Origin of the sequence: Serratia sp. 1D1416, from assembly GCF_003641105.1 — a bacterium.
In the GTDB taxonomy this organism is placed as follows: Bacteria; Pseudomonadota; Gammaproteobacteria; order Enterobacterales; family Enterobacteriaceae; genus Serratia; species Serratia ficaria.
On sequence record NZ_CP032738.1, the window covers coordinates 1 to 13834 of the forward strand.

Consider the following 13834-nt stretch of genomic DNA (forward strand, 5'->3'; position numbering starts at 1 on the left):
CGCGCCATGCGGGCAAAATGCCCGAAATCGCCATCGCCCAACGAATGGTGCAGCAAATCACCGGCTCGCTGGGCGCGCAGCGCCGGCGTGCCGACCACGTGGATCACCGGCAGATATTCGGCATAGCTGCCGGCGATGCCGTTCACCGCGCTCAGTTCTCCCACCCCGAAGGTGGTCAGCAGCGCCGCCGCCGGCTTGCAGCGCGCGTAGCCGTCTGCGGCGTAGGCGGCATTCAGCTCGTTGGCGCAGCCCACCCAGGTGATTTGCCGGTGGGCTATCACGTGATCGAGAAACTGCAGGTTGTAATCGCCCGGTACGCCGAAGAAATGGCGAATGCCAATCTGGGCTAAACGATCGAGAAGATAATCGGCGACCCTATAGTTTTTGCTCATGATCATCACCTGCCTGAGGAAGGGAACATCACTATCAAGTATTGAAGCTGCCGTACGAATTTCGAGCTTTGCGTTTAAAAAACCCCGGCAACTCTGCGTTACACCCGCCCCCAGCGCAGCCTGAACGGCAATTTTAATCGTATTGGCGTGATCGCCAGCGCGGCGGCGCGCTGTGAAAACGCATACACTCAAAGGCGACTCCCTCTCCGCCGATAAGGATCTGTATGCCGTACCAAGCTGACTCTTCGCGTTATCAGAACATGGAATACCGGCGCTGCGGCCGCAGCGGGCTGAAGCTGCCGGCGATTTCCCTCGGGCTGTGGCACAACTTTGGCGACACCACGCTGTACGACAACGCGCGCAAGCTGATCCATTGCGCCTTCGACCAAGGCATCACCCACTTCGACCTGGCCAATAACTACGGCCCGCCGCCCGGCGCCGCCGAGGAAAATTTTGGCCGCATTCTCAGGGACGATCTGAAAAGCTGGCGCGACGAGCTGATCGTCGCTTCCAAAGCCGGCTATACCATGTGGCCCGGTCCCTACGGTGACTGGGGGTCGAAAAAGTATCTGGTCGCCAGCCTCGATCAGAGCCTGAAACGCATGGGATTGGAGTACGTCGACATTTTCTACCATCACCGCCCGGACCCGGACACGCCGCTGGAGGAAACCATGGCGGCGTTGGATCTGCTGGTGCGCCAGGGCAAGGCGCTGTATGTCGGCTTGTCCAATTACCCCGCCGATCGCGCCCGCCAGGCGTTCGCCATCCTGCAGCGGCTCGGCACGCCGTGCGTGATCCACCAGCCCAAATATTCCCTGTTCGAACGTTGGGCGGAAGCCGAACTGCTGGATACGCTGGAGGAACACGGCGTCGGTTCCATCGCCTTCTCGCCGCTGGCAGGCGGCCTGCTGACCGACCGCTATCTGCAGGGCATCCCGCCGGATTCCCGCGCCGCCAGCGGCAGCCGGTTCCTGCAGGCGGAACAGCTGACCGACGCACGGCTGGACAAAGTGCGCCGGCTCAACGCGCTGGCACAGCAGCGCGGGCAGAAGCTGTCGCAGATGGCGCTGGCCTGGGTATTGCGCGGCGATCGCGTCACCTCGGTGCTGATCGGCGCCAGCAAGACCGGCCAGATCGACGACGCCGTCGGCATGCTGGCTAATCGCAGCTTCAGCGCCGACGAGATCGCCCTGATCGAAGAAATCTTGATGTAATCGCTTACAAAAAACGCCGGCCCGACGGCCGGCGGCTTCTCCCGCCCTCCAGACAAATCTTAAATCCCGCCGCCCCGCCCGCTTTTCAGAGTTCCTCTAAGATTCAACCCCATTCGCCGAGGCTAATATGCCGATATTGCAGAACAAATAATGATAAGGCCGCGTGCACGCGCTGCATTAACCGCGCAAACCGGCCAACCCGCCGCGGCGGAAAGGAGAAGCCATGTTTAAACCTCTGTTATTGGCCGCCGTACTGGTGGCGACCACCTTGCCGGTGACGCAGCAAGCGCATGCCGATGGCCTCAGCATCGATCTGCTGCCGGGCGTGTCGTTGCGCATCGGCGAACAAGATAACCGCGGCCGCTACTGGGACGGCTACGACTGGCGCGACCGCGATTGGTGGCAGGGCCATCAGGGACGCTATCTGGGCGATCGCAGCCGTCGGGGATATTACTGGGACGGCTATCGCTGGCGCGACAACGACTACTGGCGCAAGAATTACTATTACCGTGACGGCCGCTATCGCAAGTTCGACAAGCACTACTACAAGCACTACTACAAGCATCACGATAAGCACCACTGGAAGAAGAAACACCACGACGACGATCGCGACCACTGGCGCCGCGGCCATCATGACGACGACTGACAGCGGCAGGCCGGCATCGCGCCGGCCTTTTCATTGCCTCGCCTACAGCAGGCCGCCGAACAGCAGGTAGCCATTCAACCCCACCACCACCAGCACGATCAGCCTGCCGAGGCTTTGCACCCCGCGGCCGTTGACCATATCCCCCATCAGCTGCCGATTGCCGGTGAAAGACAGCAGCGGCACCAGCGCCAGCGCAATGCCGAAGCTCAACAACACCTGGCTCAGCAACAGAATGCGCGTGGCGTCCATGCCCATCCAGATGACGATAAACGACGGCGCCATGGTGACCAGGCGGCGCAGCCACAGCGGGATACGAAAACGGATGAATCCCTGCATCACCACCTGCCCCGCCAGCGTGCCCACCACGGTGGAAGACAGCCCCGCCGCCACCAGGCTCAGGCCGAACACGGTGGCGGCGGCCTGCCCCAGCAGCGGCTGCAGCGTCAGATAGGCGCGATCGAGATCGGCAATGCCGCTGTGGCCGCTAAAGTGGAACGCCGCCGCGGCGGTGGCCATCATCGCCAGATTGACGAAGCCGGCGATGGTCATGGCGATGGCGACATCCACCTTGGTGGCGGCATAGCGCACTGCGCGGCTGTCGGCATCGCCGCGCTGGGTTAATGAAGAGTGCAGATAGATCACGTGCGGCATGATGGTGGCGCCGAGCACCCCCGCCGCCAGGAACACCGCATCGCCGTTGGGCAGATCCGGCAGCGCCATGCCTTTCAGCAACGGGCCGATCTGCGGTTGAGAAAACGCCAGTTCAACGATATAAGCGGCGGCGACGAACAGCAGCAGCCCGCCAATCACCCGCTCGAGCGGCTTCTGCCCGCGTTTTTGCAGCGCGAGGATCAGGAGGGTGGCGATGCCGGTCAGAATCGCCCCCTGCAGCAACGAGACGCCGAGCAACAGCTTGAAACCGATCGCCGCGCCGATGAACTCGGCCAGATCGGTGGCCATGGCGATGATCTCCGCCTGCACCCAATAGGCCCACACCGCCGGGCGCGGGAAGCGATCGCGGATATGCTCCGCCAAATTTTTACCGGTAGCGATGCCCAGCTTGGCCGACAGCAGCTGGATCAGCATCGCCATCAGGTTGGCCCATACCACCACCCACAGCAGGCTGTAGCCGAAAGCGGCGCCGGCCTGGATATTGGTGGCGAAGTTGCCGGGATCGATATAGCCGATGGCGGCGATAAAGGCGGGCCCCATCAGGGAAAGCTTGAGCTTTCTCGACGAGCCATTGCGGGTGGTTTCAACCACGCGGCCGTTCAGCATAGGGTGAACCCTTATGGATAATGCGTTTATCAACAGTCTATATAGATGATAATAATTATCAAACGCATTTGAGGCGGTAATACTTATCTCTGCGATAGGCGGGAATTTAGGTTTTATCGAAGGGTTCAGCGCCAGGCGCGCCGCTTTCCGTGCTTTATTTCAGTCTATTCGGCGCGCAATGCCGCTGAAAGGCAGGTTAGCACAAGAATACGAATTTCATATGGCCTCATTAACATCTTGATTTTTTATGCTTTTGCGCAATAGTTTAGGAGAATTCCCACAATGACTTTCCATATTTGCAATCGAAGTCTCGTTTTTAAACGTGGCGTTACATAGAATGACAGCCGAAATTCAGCCTGCCTCAAATTTGGAGCAAACATGTCCCATATTGCGCACTTTGCGTTAGCGTTGGTGGTGGTGGCGATCCTGGCCCTGTTGGTGTGCCGCGATCGCAAAAGCATCCGCATTCGCTATGTTATTCAATTGTTGGTTATTGAAGTACTGCTGGCCTATTTTTTCCTGCATTCGGAAGCGGGCTTGGGCTTTGTAAAAGGATTTGCGGCGCTGTTCGACAAGCTGCTCGGGTTTGCTGGGCAAGGGACTGATTTTGTATTCGGCGGCATGGGTGACAAAGGCCTGGCGTTCTTCTTCCTGAAGGTGCTGTGCCCTATCGTCTTCATCTCTGCGCTGATCGGTATTCTGCAATACATCAAAGTGCTGCCGTTTGTGATCCGCATTATCGGTACCGTGCTGTCCAAGGTGAATGGCATGGGCAAGCTGGAATCGTTCAACGCCGTCAGTTCGCTGATCCTCGGCCAGTCTGAAAACTTCATCGCCTACAAAGATATTCTGGGCAAGATGTCGGAAAAGCGCATGTACACCATGGCGGCGACCGCGATGTCTACGGTTTCCATGTCCATCGTCGGCGCCTACATGACCATGCTGGACGCCAAGTTCGTGGTGGCGGCGCTGGTGCTTAACATGTTCAGCACCTTTATCGTGCTGTCCCTGGTTAACCCGTATGACACCAATAAAGAAGAAGAGCTGCACCTGGGTAACCTGCACGAAGGCCAAAGCTTCTTTGAAATGCTGGGTGAATACATCCTGGCTGGTTTCAAAGTAGCGATTATCGTTGCTGCGATGCTGATCGGCTTTATCGCCCTGATCGCCGCGCTCAACGGCCTGTTCAGCGCCATCTTCGGCCTGAGCTTCCAGGAAATCCTCGGTTACTTCTTCTACCCGTTCGCCTGGATCATGGGCATTCCCAAGCACGAAGCCCTGCAGGTCGGCAGCATTATGGCGACCAAGCTGGTGTCCAACGAATTCGTGGCGATGATGGAACTGCAGAAAGTCTCTGCCGAGCTGTCGCCGCGCAGCATGGGCATCCTGTCGGTGTTCCTGGTGTCCTTCGCCAACTTCTCTTCCATCGGCATCGTGGCCGGTGCGATCAAAGGGCTGAACGAACATCAGGGCAACGTGGTGTCGCGCTTTGGCCTGAAGCTGGTGTATGGGTCAACGCTGGTCAGCATCCTGTCCGCCTCTATCGCCGGGCTGGTGCTGGGCTAAGCCGCACTGCGGCAAGGGTAAAAAGGTCGCTGCGGCGGCCTTTTTTGTTGCCTGAAATTCGGTGCGGATAAACCGCGCAAAGCAAAAAGCCGACCCAAGGGTCGGCTTTTCAAATGGTGGTGGAGCTAGACGGGATCGAACCGTCGACCTCTTGCATGCCATGCAAGCGCTCTCCCAGCTGAGCTATAGCCCCACAAAAGTGGTACGCATTGACCGGCGTTACGGTATTCCCCAACCCTTCTGAGATAAAGGTTGGTGGAGCTAGACGGGATCGAACCGTCGACCTCTTGCATGCCATGCAAGCGCTCTCCCAGCTGAGCTATAGCCCCGTTCCACAATCACTTTGTGCTGTGAACGGGGCGCATAATATGAAACCGCGGAAACACTGTCAACGGCTAAATTGAATTCCTCGATCAAGCGCTGAAAAAGCCGCCAAATCAGCACGTTTAACGCTAAAAAACCGACAATGTGGGTATAAATCAAGCGCTGTGCGAGCCGGCTCACAGAAAACAGATAACCCTTATAAATTGCGTTGATTTTTAATTAATGAAATGTTAGCGAAATGCGCTTGAGTCCCTTCCACGACAGGCATAGACTGCCCGCGCCATAAACTCAATTACTATAAACCGAGATAAACCGAGTCCGTTATGTCTTTGCATTCACCAAAAGAAATCGCCGCCCTCGCCGTTCAGGCCGGGGTGAATAAAAGCCGCGCCACCCTCGCCAACCTGCTGATCCTGGGCTTTCTCGCCGGCGCCTTTATCGCTACCGGCTTCCTGCTGGATATCCACGTTATCGGCACCCTGCCGGCCGAATGGGGCTCCTTTGGCGCCTTACTGGGCGCGGCGGTATTTCCTGTCGGGCTGATCCTGACGATTTTGGCTGGCGGCGAACTGCTGACCGGCAACATGATGACCCTGCCGATGGCCTGGTTCGCCCGGGAAATTCCAGCCCTGGCCATTCTGCGCAACTGGTTCTGGGTCACCCTGGCCAACCTGGCCGGCAGCGTGGCCGTGGCCTATTTCTTTGGCCACCTGCTCGGATTGACCGAGGGCGCATTCCTGCATAAAACCCTGGCCATCGCGCAGGCCAAGGTGGACGCCGACTTCCTGCACGCCTTTATTTCCGGCGTGGGCTGCAACTGGCTGGTCTGTCTGGCGGTCTGGCTGGCCTTCGCCAGCAGGGACGTGCCGGGCAAGGTGATCGGCATGTGGTTCCCGGTCATGGCCTTCGTCGCCATCGGTTTTCAGCACGTGGTGGCCAACATGTTTATTATCCCGGCCGCCATTTTTGCCGGCGGCATGAGCTGGGATCAGTACCTGCCCAACTTTGTCGCGGTATTCCTCGGCAATGCGCTGGGCGGCGCCGGCTTTGTCGGCCTGATGTATTTTCTCGCCTACCGCCCCGCCTCGCCGGCCAGCGAGCAGGCCTGACAGGCAGCCATAAAAAAGCCCCGTGGAGCGATCCACGGGGCTTTTTCATTTATAGCCTATCGCGTCTGGCGACAATCAGCCCTGCGCTTCGCGCCCGGCAATATAGGCCAGCGCCATATCGATACGCTGCAGCGAACGCGCCTGGCCAATGGCGTGCACGGTCACGTCCATGGCCGGCGACTGGCCGGCGCCGGTTACCGCTACGCGCAGCGGCATGCCGACCTTGCCCATGCCGACGCCCAGCTCATCCGCGGTGCCCTGGATGGCGTCGTGCACGTTTTCCGGCGTCCAGGCGCTGATGGCGGCCAGCTTGGCGCGCACCGCCTCCAGCGGTTGGCGAGCCACCGGACGCAGGTGTTTCTTGGCGGCGTCGGCGTCGAACTCGCTGAAGTCTTCGTAGAAGTAGCGGCAGGATGCGGCCATTTCCTTCAGGGTTTTGCAGCGCTCGCCCAGCAGCTTGACGATATCCTTCAGCTCAGGGCCGTTGCGGGTTTCGATGCCCAGTTGCTCAACGTGCCACGCCAGATGCACCGCCACTTCTTCCGCCGGCATATGGTTGATGTAGTGATGGTTCAGCCACTGCAGCTTTTCGGTGTTGAAGGCGCTGGCGGATTTGTTGATCGCTTCCAGGGTGAAGAACTCTTTCATCTCGTCGATGGAGAAGATTTCCTGATCGCCGTGGGACCAGCCCAGACGCACCAGGTAGTTCAGCAGCGCCTGCGGCAGATAGCCGTCGTCGCGGTACTGCATCACGCCCACCGCACCGTGGCGCTTGGACAGTTTCTTGCCGTCGTCGCCGAGGATCATGGAAACGTGCGCGTATTCCGGTACCGGCGCGCCCAGCGCTTTCAGGATGTTGATCTGGCGCGGGGTGTTGTTGATGTGGTCTTCGCCGCGGATCACGTGGCTGATTTCCATATCCCAGTCGTCCACCACCACGCAGAAGTTATAGGTCGGCGAGCCGTCGGTGCGGCGAATGATCAGATCGTCCAGCTCCTGGTTGCTGAATTCGATCGGGCCGCGGATCTTGTCGTCGAAGATCACCGAGCCTTCCTGCGGGTTGCGGAAGCGCACCACGTGCGGTTCGTCGTCGGTATGGCTGCATTGGCTGTCGCGGCAGTGGCCGTCGTAACGCGGCTTCTCGCCGTTTTCCATCTGCTTTTCGCGCAGCGCTTCCAGACGCTCTTTGGAGCAATAGCATTTATAGGCAGTGCCCTGCACCAGCATGTCGTCGATGACCGCGTTGTAACGATCGAAACGTTTGGTCTGGAAATACGGGCCTTCGTCCCAATCCAGATTCAACCAGTTCATGCCATCCATAATTGCGTCGATAGCCTCCTGGGTGGAGCGTTCCAGATCGGTGTCTTCGATGCGCAGAACGAACTCGCCGCCGGCATGGCGGCTGAACAGCCAGGAATACAACGCAGTACGGGCGCCACCGACGTGCAGATAGCCGGTTGGGCTAGGGGCAAAACGGGTTTTGATTTTCATTGGGTTCACGGCCTTATTACGCAACGCGTGTCGGCGATTGCCGACGATTGCTCGGAATTGAAAAAAGTGGGCAACATTGTACCACCACGCGCTAATTCCTCAACGCTGACACGATATTGCGGCGGCGGATTTCGCTCTTTCTGCGGCCCATTGCGCATAACAACGGGCAAAGAATCGACGGCGCTGGCGATAATTATCGCATCCTGTTTAAATTTGCGGCGAACGATTGAAATCATTTTAAAAACCGTTGACTCACTTTGAACTATCCCTATAATGCGACTCCAACAAGACGGGGCGATTAGCTCAGTTGGTAGAGCATCTCCTTTACACGGAGGGGGTCGGCGGTTCGAGCCCGTCATCGCCCACCATCTTGTTGAGCGGTAAAGCAGTAAGAAATGAGAAAAATGAGGGTGATTAGCTCAGTTGGTAGAGCATCTCCTTTACACGGAGGGGGTCGGCGGTTCGAGCCCGTCATCACCCACCACTCATTCTCTCGTTTAGCAGTAACCTGGAAGTCCTGAAGTGGGTGATTAGCTCAGTTGGTAGAGCATCTCCTTTACACGGAGGGGGTCGGCGGTTCGAGCCCGTCATCACCCACCACTTCTGCGGGTCGTTAGCTCAGTTGGTAGAGCAGTTGACTTTTAATCAATTGGTCGCAGGTTCGAATCCTGCACGACCCACCAATTCAGAGAAAAGCGCCTTCAGGCGCTTTTTTCGTTTCAGCTCCACCTCATCCGCCCCAACCTCTTTATTGCATAGCGCACGATGTCGTGTTGGATAAGAACCTGCGTTCAGGTTCGAGCCGAGCGAAGCGAGACGACAACGCGCAGCGTTGCCCGCAGGGTGAGGCCAAAGGCCGAATCAATCCTGCACGACCCACCAATTCAGAGAAAAGCGCCTTCAGGCGCTTTTTTCGTTTCAGCTCCACCTCATCCGCCCCAACCTCTTTATTGCATAGCGCACGATGTCGTGTTGGATAAGAACCTGCGTTCAGGTTCGAGCCGAGCGAAGCGAGACGACAACGCGCAGCGTTGCCCGCAGGGTGAGGCCAAAGGCCGAATCAATCCTGCACGACCCACCAATTCAGAGAAAAGCGCCTTCAGGCGCTTTTTTCGTTTCAGCTCCACCTCATCCGCCCCAACCTCTTTATTGCATAGCGCACGATGTCGTGTTGGATAAGAACCTGCGTTCAGGTTCGAGCCGAGCGAAGCGAGACGACAACGCGCAGCGTTGCCCGCAGGGTGAGGCCAAAAGCCGAATCAATCCTGCACGACCCACCAATTCAGAAAAAAGCGCCTTTAGGCGCTTTTTTCGTTTCTATTCCACCTAATTCGCCCCAACCCTTTTATCGCATGGTGCACGACGTCGTGTTGGATAAGAACCTGCGTTCAGGTTCGAGCTGAGCGAAGCGAGACGACAACGCGCAGCGTTGCCCGCAGGGTGAGGCCAAAGGCCGAATCAATCCTGCACGACCCACCAATTCAGAGAAAAGCGCCTTCAGGCGCTTTTTTCGTTTCTGCCCCGCCCGATTCGCCCCTGCCAAAATCACCGCCCCGCCACCTGGGATACGAATGGTTATCATTTTAAAATATTGAGTGGTAAATTAGCGGGTATGCCTAACCCAGCCAAGACACGTCTTAGTTCAAGGAAAGAAAGAGCCCGCTCATGACCCTATCCTTACGCCACCTGTTTATTTCACTGATCGCCGCTTCCGGCCTGCTGCTCAGCGGCTGCGGCCCGGACGACCAAGCCGGGGCGCAAACGCCGGCCTCCGACGCCGCAAACGGCGGCTGGCCGCGCACCATCAACAGCGCCAAGGGCCCGTTTACGCTGGAAAAACCGCCGCTGCGCATCGTCTCCACCAGCGTCACCCTCACCGGCACCCTGCTGGCGATCGACGCACCGGTGATCGCCAGCGGCGCCACCAGCGCCAACTCGTCGGTGTCTGACGACCAGGGTTTCTTCACCCAGTGGGGCGAAGTGGCGAAACGGCGCAACGTCAAACCGCTGTATCAGGTTGAGCCCAATGCCGAAGCGGTCGCCGCCGCCAACCCCGATCTGATCGTCATCTCCTCCACCGGCGGCGATTCGGCGCTGAAGCTGTACGATCAGCTGTCGACCGTCGCGCCCACCCTGGTGCTCAACTACGGCGATAAAAGCTGGCAGCAGTTAGCCACCCAACTGGGCGAAATCACCGGCCACGAACAGGGGGCCAAACAGGCCGAAGCGCGCTTTGAACAGCGGGTGGAACAGGTAAAACAGTCCATCGCCCTGCCGCCGCAGCCCACTTCTCCGCTGGTCTATGACGACAACGGGCGTGAGGCCAAGCTGTGGACGCCGGACTCCGCCCAGGGGAAATTGCTGACCCAGCTCGGCTTCCGGCTGGCCACGCCGCCGGAAAGCGCCAAGGGCAATACCAGCATGGGCAAACGCCAGGACATCATTCAGCTGTCGGGCGAAAAGATGGCGGAAGGCCTGAACGGCAAGACGCTGATGCTATTCTCCGCCGATCAACGCAAGGTCGGGGAGCTGTTGGCCAACCCGTTCCTCCGGCACCTGGAGCCGGTTGAACAACATCATGTCTATGCCGTCGGCACCGATACTTTCCGCCTCGATTATTACAGCGCGACCAACATGCTGAACAGCATCGAACGGCAGTTCAAGAAATCCTGACGTCCCCCCGGCAGGCCCGGCGCCTGCCGCGTTTCACGGCGCAATGATTACATTCAATCTATTGAAATATAAAGAATCATTAACATCGCGAATCACTGACTCCCCTTATCCGACGGATGCATTGCGGCGTAAACTCATGCTACTATAAGCCGGTCTTCAAGAACGCTAATAATAATGAGAATCAAAATTATAAAGGAGTTAACGGTGTGAGCTTACCCACTCCGACTACGCGGACGCCTTCGTCCACGACTCGCACAGCCTACGCCAGCGGCCTGAAGCGCGTTTCCGGGCTGGGTTTTTGCCTGGCGCTGCTGCTGCTGTGCGTAATGGCCAGCCTGATGCTGGGATCCAAATCCATTCCCTTTCATACCGTTTGGCTTAGCCTGCAGGGCCAGTTCAGCGGCGCGGACAGCACCATTATTCTCGATGCCCGCCTGCCCCGCACCCTGGCGGGCATGCTGGCCGGCGTGGCGCTGGGCGGCGCCGGCGCGCTGATCCAGGCGCTGACGCGCAACCCGCTGGCCGATCCCGGCGTGCTCGGCATCAACGCCGGCGCCAGCTTCGCCGTGGTGCTGGGCATTATGTTTTTTGGCGCCGCATCCACCGAAGGCTATATGAGCTGGGCCTTTGCCGGCGCGGCCATCACCACCCTGCTGGTCTACCTGATCGGCACCCTGGCGGGGGGGCGCATCAACCCGGTGCGGCTGACGCTGGCCGGCGTGGCGATAGGCGCGGTGTTGAGCGGCATCACCACCGGGCTGTCGCTGCTCGATCCGCAAACCTTCGACCAACTGCGTTTCTGGCAGGCCGGTACGCTGGATATCCGCACCCTGGCCAGCCTGGCCGTCACCGCGCCCGCCATCCTGATCGGCGCCCTGCTGACGCTGGCCATCGCCCGGCCGCTGAACACCATCAGCATGGGGGAAGACCTGGCCATTGCGCTCGGCGCGCGGGTGGTGCTGACCCAAATCGTTTCGGTTGTCGCCATCACGCTGCTGTGCGGCGCGGCGACCGCCACCGTCGGCCCGATCGCCTTTGTCGGCCTGATGGTGCCGCACATCGCCCGCTGGTGGGTCGGCCCCGACCAGCGCTGGATACTGCCCTACTCAATGCTGATGGCGCCGGTGCTGCTGCTGTGCGCCGACATCATCGGCCGTTTGCTGGTGCCCGGCGAGCTGCGGGTCTCCATCGTCACCGCCTTTATCGGCGCGCCGGTCCTGATCTGGCTGGTGCGTCGCAAGAAAACGCTGGGGGGCCTGTAATGTCGATGCCTCGCACCCTGCTGATCGGCCGCCCGGACGGCATGATCAGTTGGCGCATGCCGCTGCGCGTGCTGGTGGTTAATTTATCGCTGCTGGCGCTGTGCCTGCTGTTGGCCATGGCGGCGCTGTGCTACGGTACGCTGCAGCTGTCGCTGGAGCAGGTGTTCTCGGCGCTCGGCGGCCAGGCGCCGAAGAACCTGGTGACCGTGGTCACCCAGTGGCGCCTGCCGCGCATCAGCATGGCGTTGCTGTTGGGCGGCGCGCTCGGCATGAGCGGCGCCATCTTCCAGTCGATCATCCGTAACCCGCTGGGCAGCCCGGACGTGATCGGCTTCAACATGGGCGCCTACACCGGCGCGCTGATCGCCATTACGCTGTTCAGCGGCGGCTATTACACCATCGCCGGCGGCGCGCTGGCCGGCGGCATCCTCTCCGCTCTGCTGATCTACCTGCTCGCCTGGCGGCGGGGGTGGTCGGCTTCCGGTTGATCATCGTCGGCATCGCCATCAGCGCGGTGCTGGTCTCCACCAATACCTGGCTGATCATCACCGCTTCGCTGGAGCGCGCCATGGATGCCGCCATGTGGCAGGCCGGCTCGTTGAACGGCATGACCTGGCAGAAATCGCGGCCGGCCATGGCGTTTATCAGCCTGGCCGCCGCCGCCGCGCTGCTGATGGGCAAACGGCTGCAGCTGCTGGAAATGGGCGACGACGCGGCGCGCGCGCTGGGGGTCAATGCCGAAAGCAGCCGGCTGTGGCTGATGCTGTTCGGCGTGACCCTGACCGCCGCCGTTACCGCCACCGCCGGGCCGATCTCGTTTATCGCGCTGGCCGCCCCGCAGATCGCCCGCCGGCTGACCGGCCAATCGTCGGTTACCCTGACGTCGTCGGCGCTGATGGGGGCCACTTTGCTGCTGGGGGCCGACGTGGCTTCCCAGCATCTGTTCGCGCCGACCCAGCTGCCGGTGGGCGTAGTGACCGTCAGCATCGGCGGCCTGTATCTGATCTGGCTGTTAATCCGTGAGTCCCGCAGATAATGAAGAGTAAGAATGCCATGAGCCACCGCCTGCACGCCTCGCACCTGACGCTGGGCTACGACAGTAAAATCATCGCCAACGACCTGAGCGTGGCCATTCCCGACGGCGCTTTCACGGTGATTGTCGGGCCGAACGCCTGCGGAAAATCCACCCTGCTGCGCGCGCTGTGCCGCCTGCTGAAACCCAGCGCCGGCGAAGTGATGCTGGACGGCAAGAGCATCGGCAGCTTCGCCACCAAGGCGCTGGCGCGCGAGCTGGGGCTGCTGCCGCAGACCTCAATCGCGCCGGACAGCATTACCGTGGCGGACCTGGTTTCGCGCGGGCGTTATCCGCACCAAAGCCTGCTGAAGCAGTGGACCCACGCCGACCGGCAGGCGGTAGAGGAAGCCATGGCGGCCACCAACGTCAGCCAGTTGGCCGAGCGCAGCGTCGACGAGCTGTCCGGCGGCCAACGTCAGCGCGTGTGGGTGGCGATGGTGCTGGCGCAGCAGACCCCGCTGCTGCTGCTGGATGAGCCGACCACCTACCTGGACATCGCCCACCAAATTGAGCTGCTGGATCTGTTCCGCCAGCTGAATCAGGAGCGCGGCCAAACCATGATCGCCGTACTGCACGATCTGAACCACGCCTGCCGCTATGCCGACCATATCATCGCCATGCGCGACGGCAAGATTGTGGCGCAGGGGAAACCGGCCGAGATCATTACCGCCGAGCTGGTAGAGCAGGTGTTCGGCATGCCCTGCATGATCATCGACGATCCGCTGTCGCATACCCCGCTGGTGATCCCGCGCGGCCGCTTCCACTGCGATCCCGCGCAGTAAGGAAAAGGCCGGTTTCCCGGCC

At 60.0% G+C, this 13834-nt stretch carries 10 protein-coding genes, 6 tRNA genes, 4 other RNA genes and 2 pseudogenes; 16 read left to right on the plus strand and 6 right to left on the minus strand.

The annotated features are described in order from the left end of the window. Positions 1–2: 2 nt before the first annotated feature. Positions 3–392 (minus strand): annotated as a pseudogene (locus tag D7I37_RS00005) (thiamine pyrophosphate-binding protein); the annotation flags it as partial. Between the two features lie 224 nt (positions 393–616). On the opposite strand from D7I37_RS00005, the gene mgrA reads away from it, so the two are divergent. Together mgrA and D7I37_RS00015 are read left to right on the plus strand one after the other, a co-directional pair. Continuing rightward, positions 617–1606, plus strand: a complete 990-nt coding sequence (mgrA, locus tag D7I37_RS00010; protein WP_129543122.1) for an L-glyceraldehyde 3-phosphate reductase — start codon at positions 617–619, stop codon at positions 1604–1606. Between the two features lie 223 nt (positions 1607–1829). After that, on the plus strand, positions 1830–2252 hold the full coding sequence (locus D7I37_RS00015; RefSeq protein ID WP_129543123.1) for a DUF2502 domain-containing protein: 423 nt from the start codon (positions 1830–1832) through the stop codon (positions 2250–2252). Positions 2253–2294: 42 nt separating this feature from the next. Here the strand turns inward: D7I37_RS00015 and D7I37_RS00020 are convergent, their stop codons facing one another. After that, entirely contained in the window at positions 2295–3530 is a 1236-nt protein-coding gene (locus D7I37_RS00020) for an Nramp family divalent metal transporter (protein WP_095098612.1), read from the minus strand. Between the two features lie 378 nt (positions 3531–3908). Between D7I37_RS00020 and D7I37_RS00025 the strand changes: the two genes are divergently transcribed. Continuing rightward, complete coding sequence (locus tag D7I37_RS00025; RefSeq protein ID WP_061795692.1) at positions 3909–5096, plus strand: NupC/NupG family nucleoside CNT transporter; 1188 nt, start codon at positions 3909–3911, stop codon at positions 5094–5096. A 117-nt stretch (positions 5097–5213) separates the two neighbouring features. Here D7I37_RS00025 and D7I37_RS00030 read toward each other — a convergent pair. Next, a tRNA-Ala gene (locus tag D7I37_RS00030) sits at positions 5214–5289 on the minus strand. 60 nt (positions 5290–5349) lie between these two features. Beyond that, positions 5350–5425: transfer RNA gene (locus D7I37_RS00035), tRNA-Ala, on the minus strand. Positions 5426–5743: 318 nt separating this feature from the next. Here D7I37_RS00035 and D7I37_RS00040 point away from each other — a divergent pair. Beyond that, complete coding sequence (locus D7I37_RS00040) at positions 5744–6529, plus strand: formate/nitrite transporter family protein (RefSeq protein WP_061795691.1); 786 nt, start codon at positions 5744–5746, stop codon at positions 6527–6529. Positions 6530–6604: 75 nt separating this feature from the next. Here the strand turns inward: D7I37_RS00040 and gltX are convergent, their stop codons facing one another. Then, a complete protein-coding gene (gene gltX, locus D7I37_RS00045; RefSeq protein WP_129543124.1) occupies positions 6605–8020 on the minus strand; it encodes a glutamate--tRNA ligase in 1416 nt (471 codons plus the stop codon). Positions 8021–8025: 5 nt separating this feature from the next. After that, positions 8026–8256 carry a hypothetical protein gene (locus D7I37_RS00050; protein ID WP_129543125.1) on the minus strand — a complete coding sequence of 77 codons (231 nt, stop codon included), beginning with the start codon at positions 8254–8256 and terminating at the stop codon, positions 8026–8028. A gap of 56 nt (positions 8257–8312) precedes the next feature. On the opposite strand from D7I37_RS00050, the gene D7I37_RS00055 reads away from it, so the two are divergent. The 12 genes and pseudogenes from D7I37_RS00055 (at position 8313) to D7I37_RS00110 (ending at position 13812) form a co-directional block, all read left to right on the plus strand. Then, positions 8313–8388 (plus strand) — tRNA-Val (locus tag D7I37_RS00055). A gap of 40 nt (positions 8389–8428) precedes the next feature. Beyond that, positions 8429–8504 (plus strand) — tRNA-Val (locus tag D7I37_RS00060). Positions 8505–8544: 40 nt separating this feature from the next. Beyond that, positions 8545–8620, plus strand: a tRNA-Val gene (locus D7I37_RS00065). Between the two features lie 7 nt (positions 8621–8627). Further along, positions 8628–8703 (plus strand) — tRNA-Lys (locus tag D7I37_RS00070). Between the two features lie 73 nt (positions 8704–8776). Beyond that, positions 8777–8902, plus strand: a non-coding RNA gene (locus D7I37_RS00075) — RtT sRNA. Between the two features lie 73 nt (positions 8903–8975). Next, positions 8976–9101: non-coding RNA, RtT sRNA (locus D7I37_RS00080), on the plus strand. Between the two features lie 73 nt (positions 9102–9174). Then, a non-coding RNA gene (locus D7I37_RS00085) (RtT sRNA) lies at positions 9175–9300 on the plus strand. 73 nt (positions 9301–9373) lie between these two features. After that, a non-coding RNA gene (locus tag D7I37_RS00090) (RtT sRNA) lies at positions 9374–9499 on the plus strand. A gap of 186 nt (positions 9500–9685) precedes the next feature. Further along, positions 9686–10693 (plus strand): Fe2+-enterobactin ABC transporter substrate-binding protein, encoded by a 1008-nt coding sequence (gene fepB / locus D7I37_RS00095; protein WP_061799315.1) that lies wholly within the window; start codon positions 9686–9688, stop codon positions 10691–10693. Between the two features lie 206 nt (positions 10694–10899). Further along, complete coding sequence (gene fepD, locus D7I37_RS00100; RefSeq protein WP_061799316.1) at positions 10900–11955, plus strand: Fe(3+)-siderophore ABC transporter permease; 1056 nt, start codon at positions 10900–10902, stop codon at positions 11953–11955. Next, positions 11955–12991: pseudogene (fepG, locus tag D7I37_RS00105) on the plus strand (iron-enterobactin ABC transporter permease). Before fepD ends, fepG begins: the two are co-directional and overlap by 1 nt. A 17-nt stretch (positions 12992–13008) precedes the next feature. Continuing rightward, positions 13009–13812 (plus strand): ABC transporter ATP-binding protein, encoded by an 804-nt coding sequence (locus tag D7I37_RS00110; protein ID WP_129544728.1) that lies wholly within the window; start codon positions 13009–13011, stop codon positions 13810–13812. Positions 13813–13834 lie beyond the last annotated feature (22 nt).

Excerpts from the sequence above, each read along its gene's own strand:
- mgrA (WP_129543122.1), top strand. The coding sequence starts at position 617 with ATGCCGTACCAAGCTGACTCTTCGCGTTATCAGAACATGGAATACCGG.
- D7I37_RS00025 (WP_061795692.1), top strand. The coding sequence starts at position 3,909 with ATGTCCCATATTGCGCACTTTGCGTTAGCGTTGGTGGTGGTGGCGATC.
- D7I37_RS00110 (WP_129544728.1), top strand. The coding sequence starts at position 13,009 with ATGAGCCACCGCCTGCACGCCTCGCACCTGACGCTGGGCTACGACAGT.
- D7I37_RS00040 (WP_061795691.1), top strand. The coding sequence starts at position 5,744 with ATGTCTTTGCATTCACCAAAAGAAATCGCCGCCCTCGCCGTTCAGGCC.
- D7I37_RS00050 (WP_129543125.1), bottom strand. The coding sequence starts at position 8,256 with ATGATTTCAATCGTTCGCCGCAAATTTAAACAGGATGCGATAATTATC.
- gltX (WP_129543124.1), bottom strand. The coding sequence starts at position 8,020 with ATGAAAATCAAAACCCGTTTTGCCCCTAGCCCAACCGGCTATCTGCAC.
- D7I37_RS00020 (WP_095098612.1), bottom strand. The coding sequence starts at position 3,530 with ATGCTGAACGGCCGCGTGGTTGAAACCACCCGCAATGGCTCGTCGAGA.
- fepB (WP_061799315.1), top strand. The coding sequence starts at position 9,686 with ATGACCCTATCCTTACGCCACCTGTTTATTTCACTGATCGCCGCTTCC.
- D7I37_RS00015 (WP_129543123.1), top strand. The coding sequence starts at position 1,830 with ATGTTTAAACCTCTGTTATTGGCCGCCGTACTGGTGGCGACCACCTTG.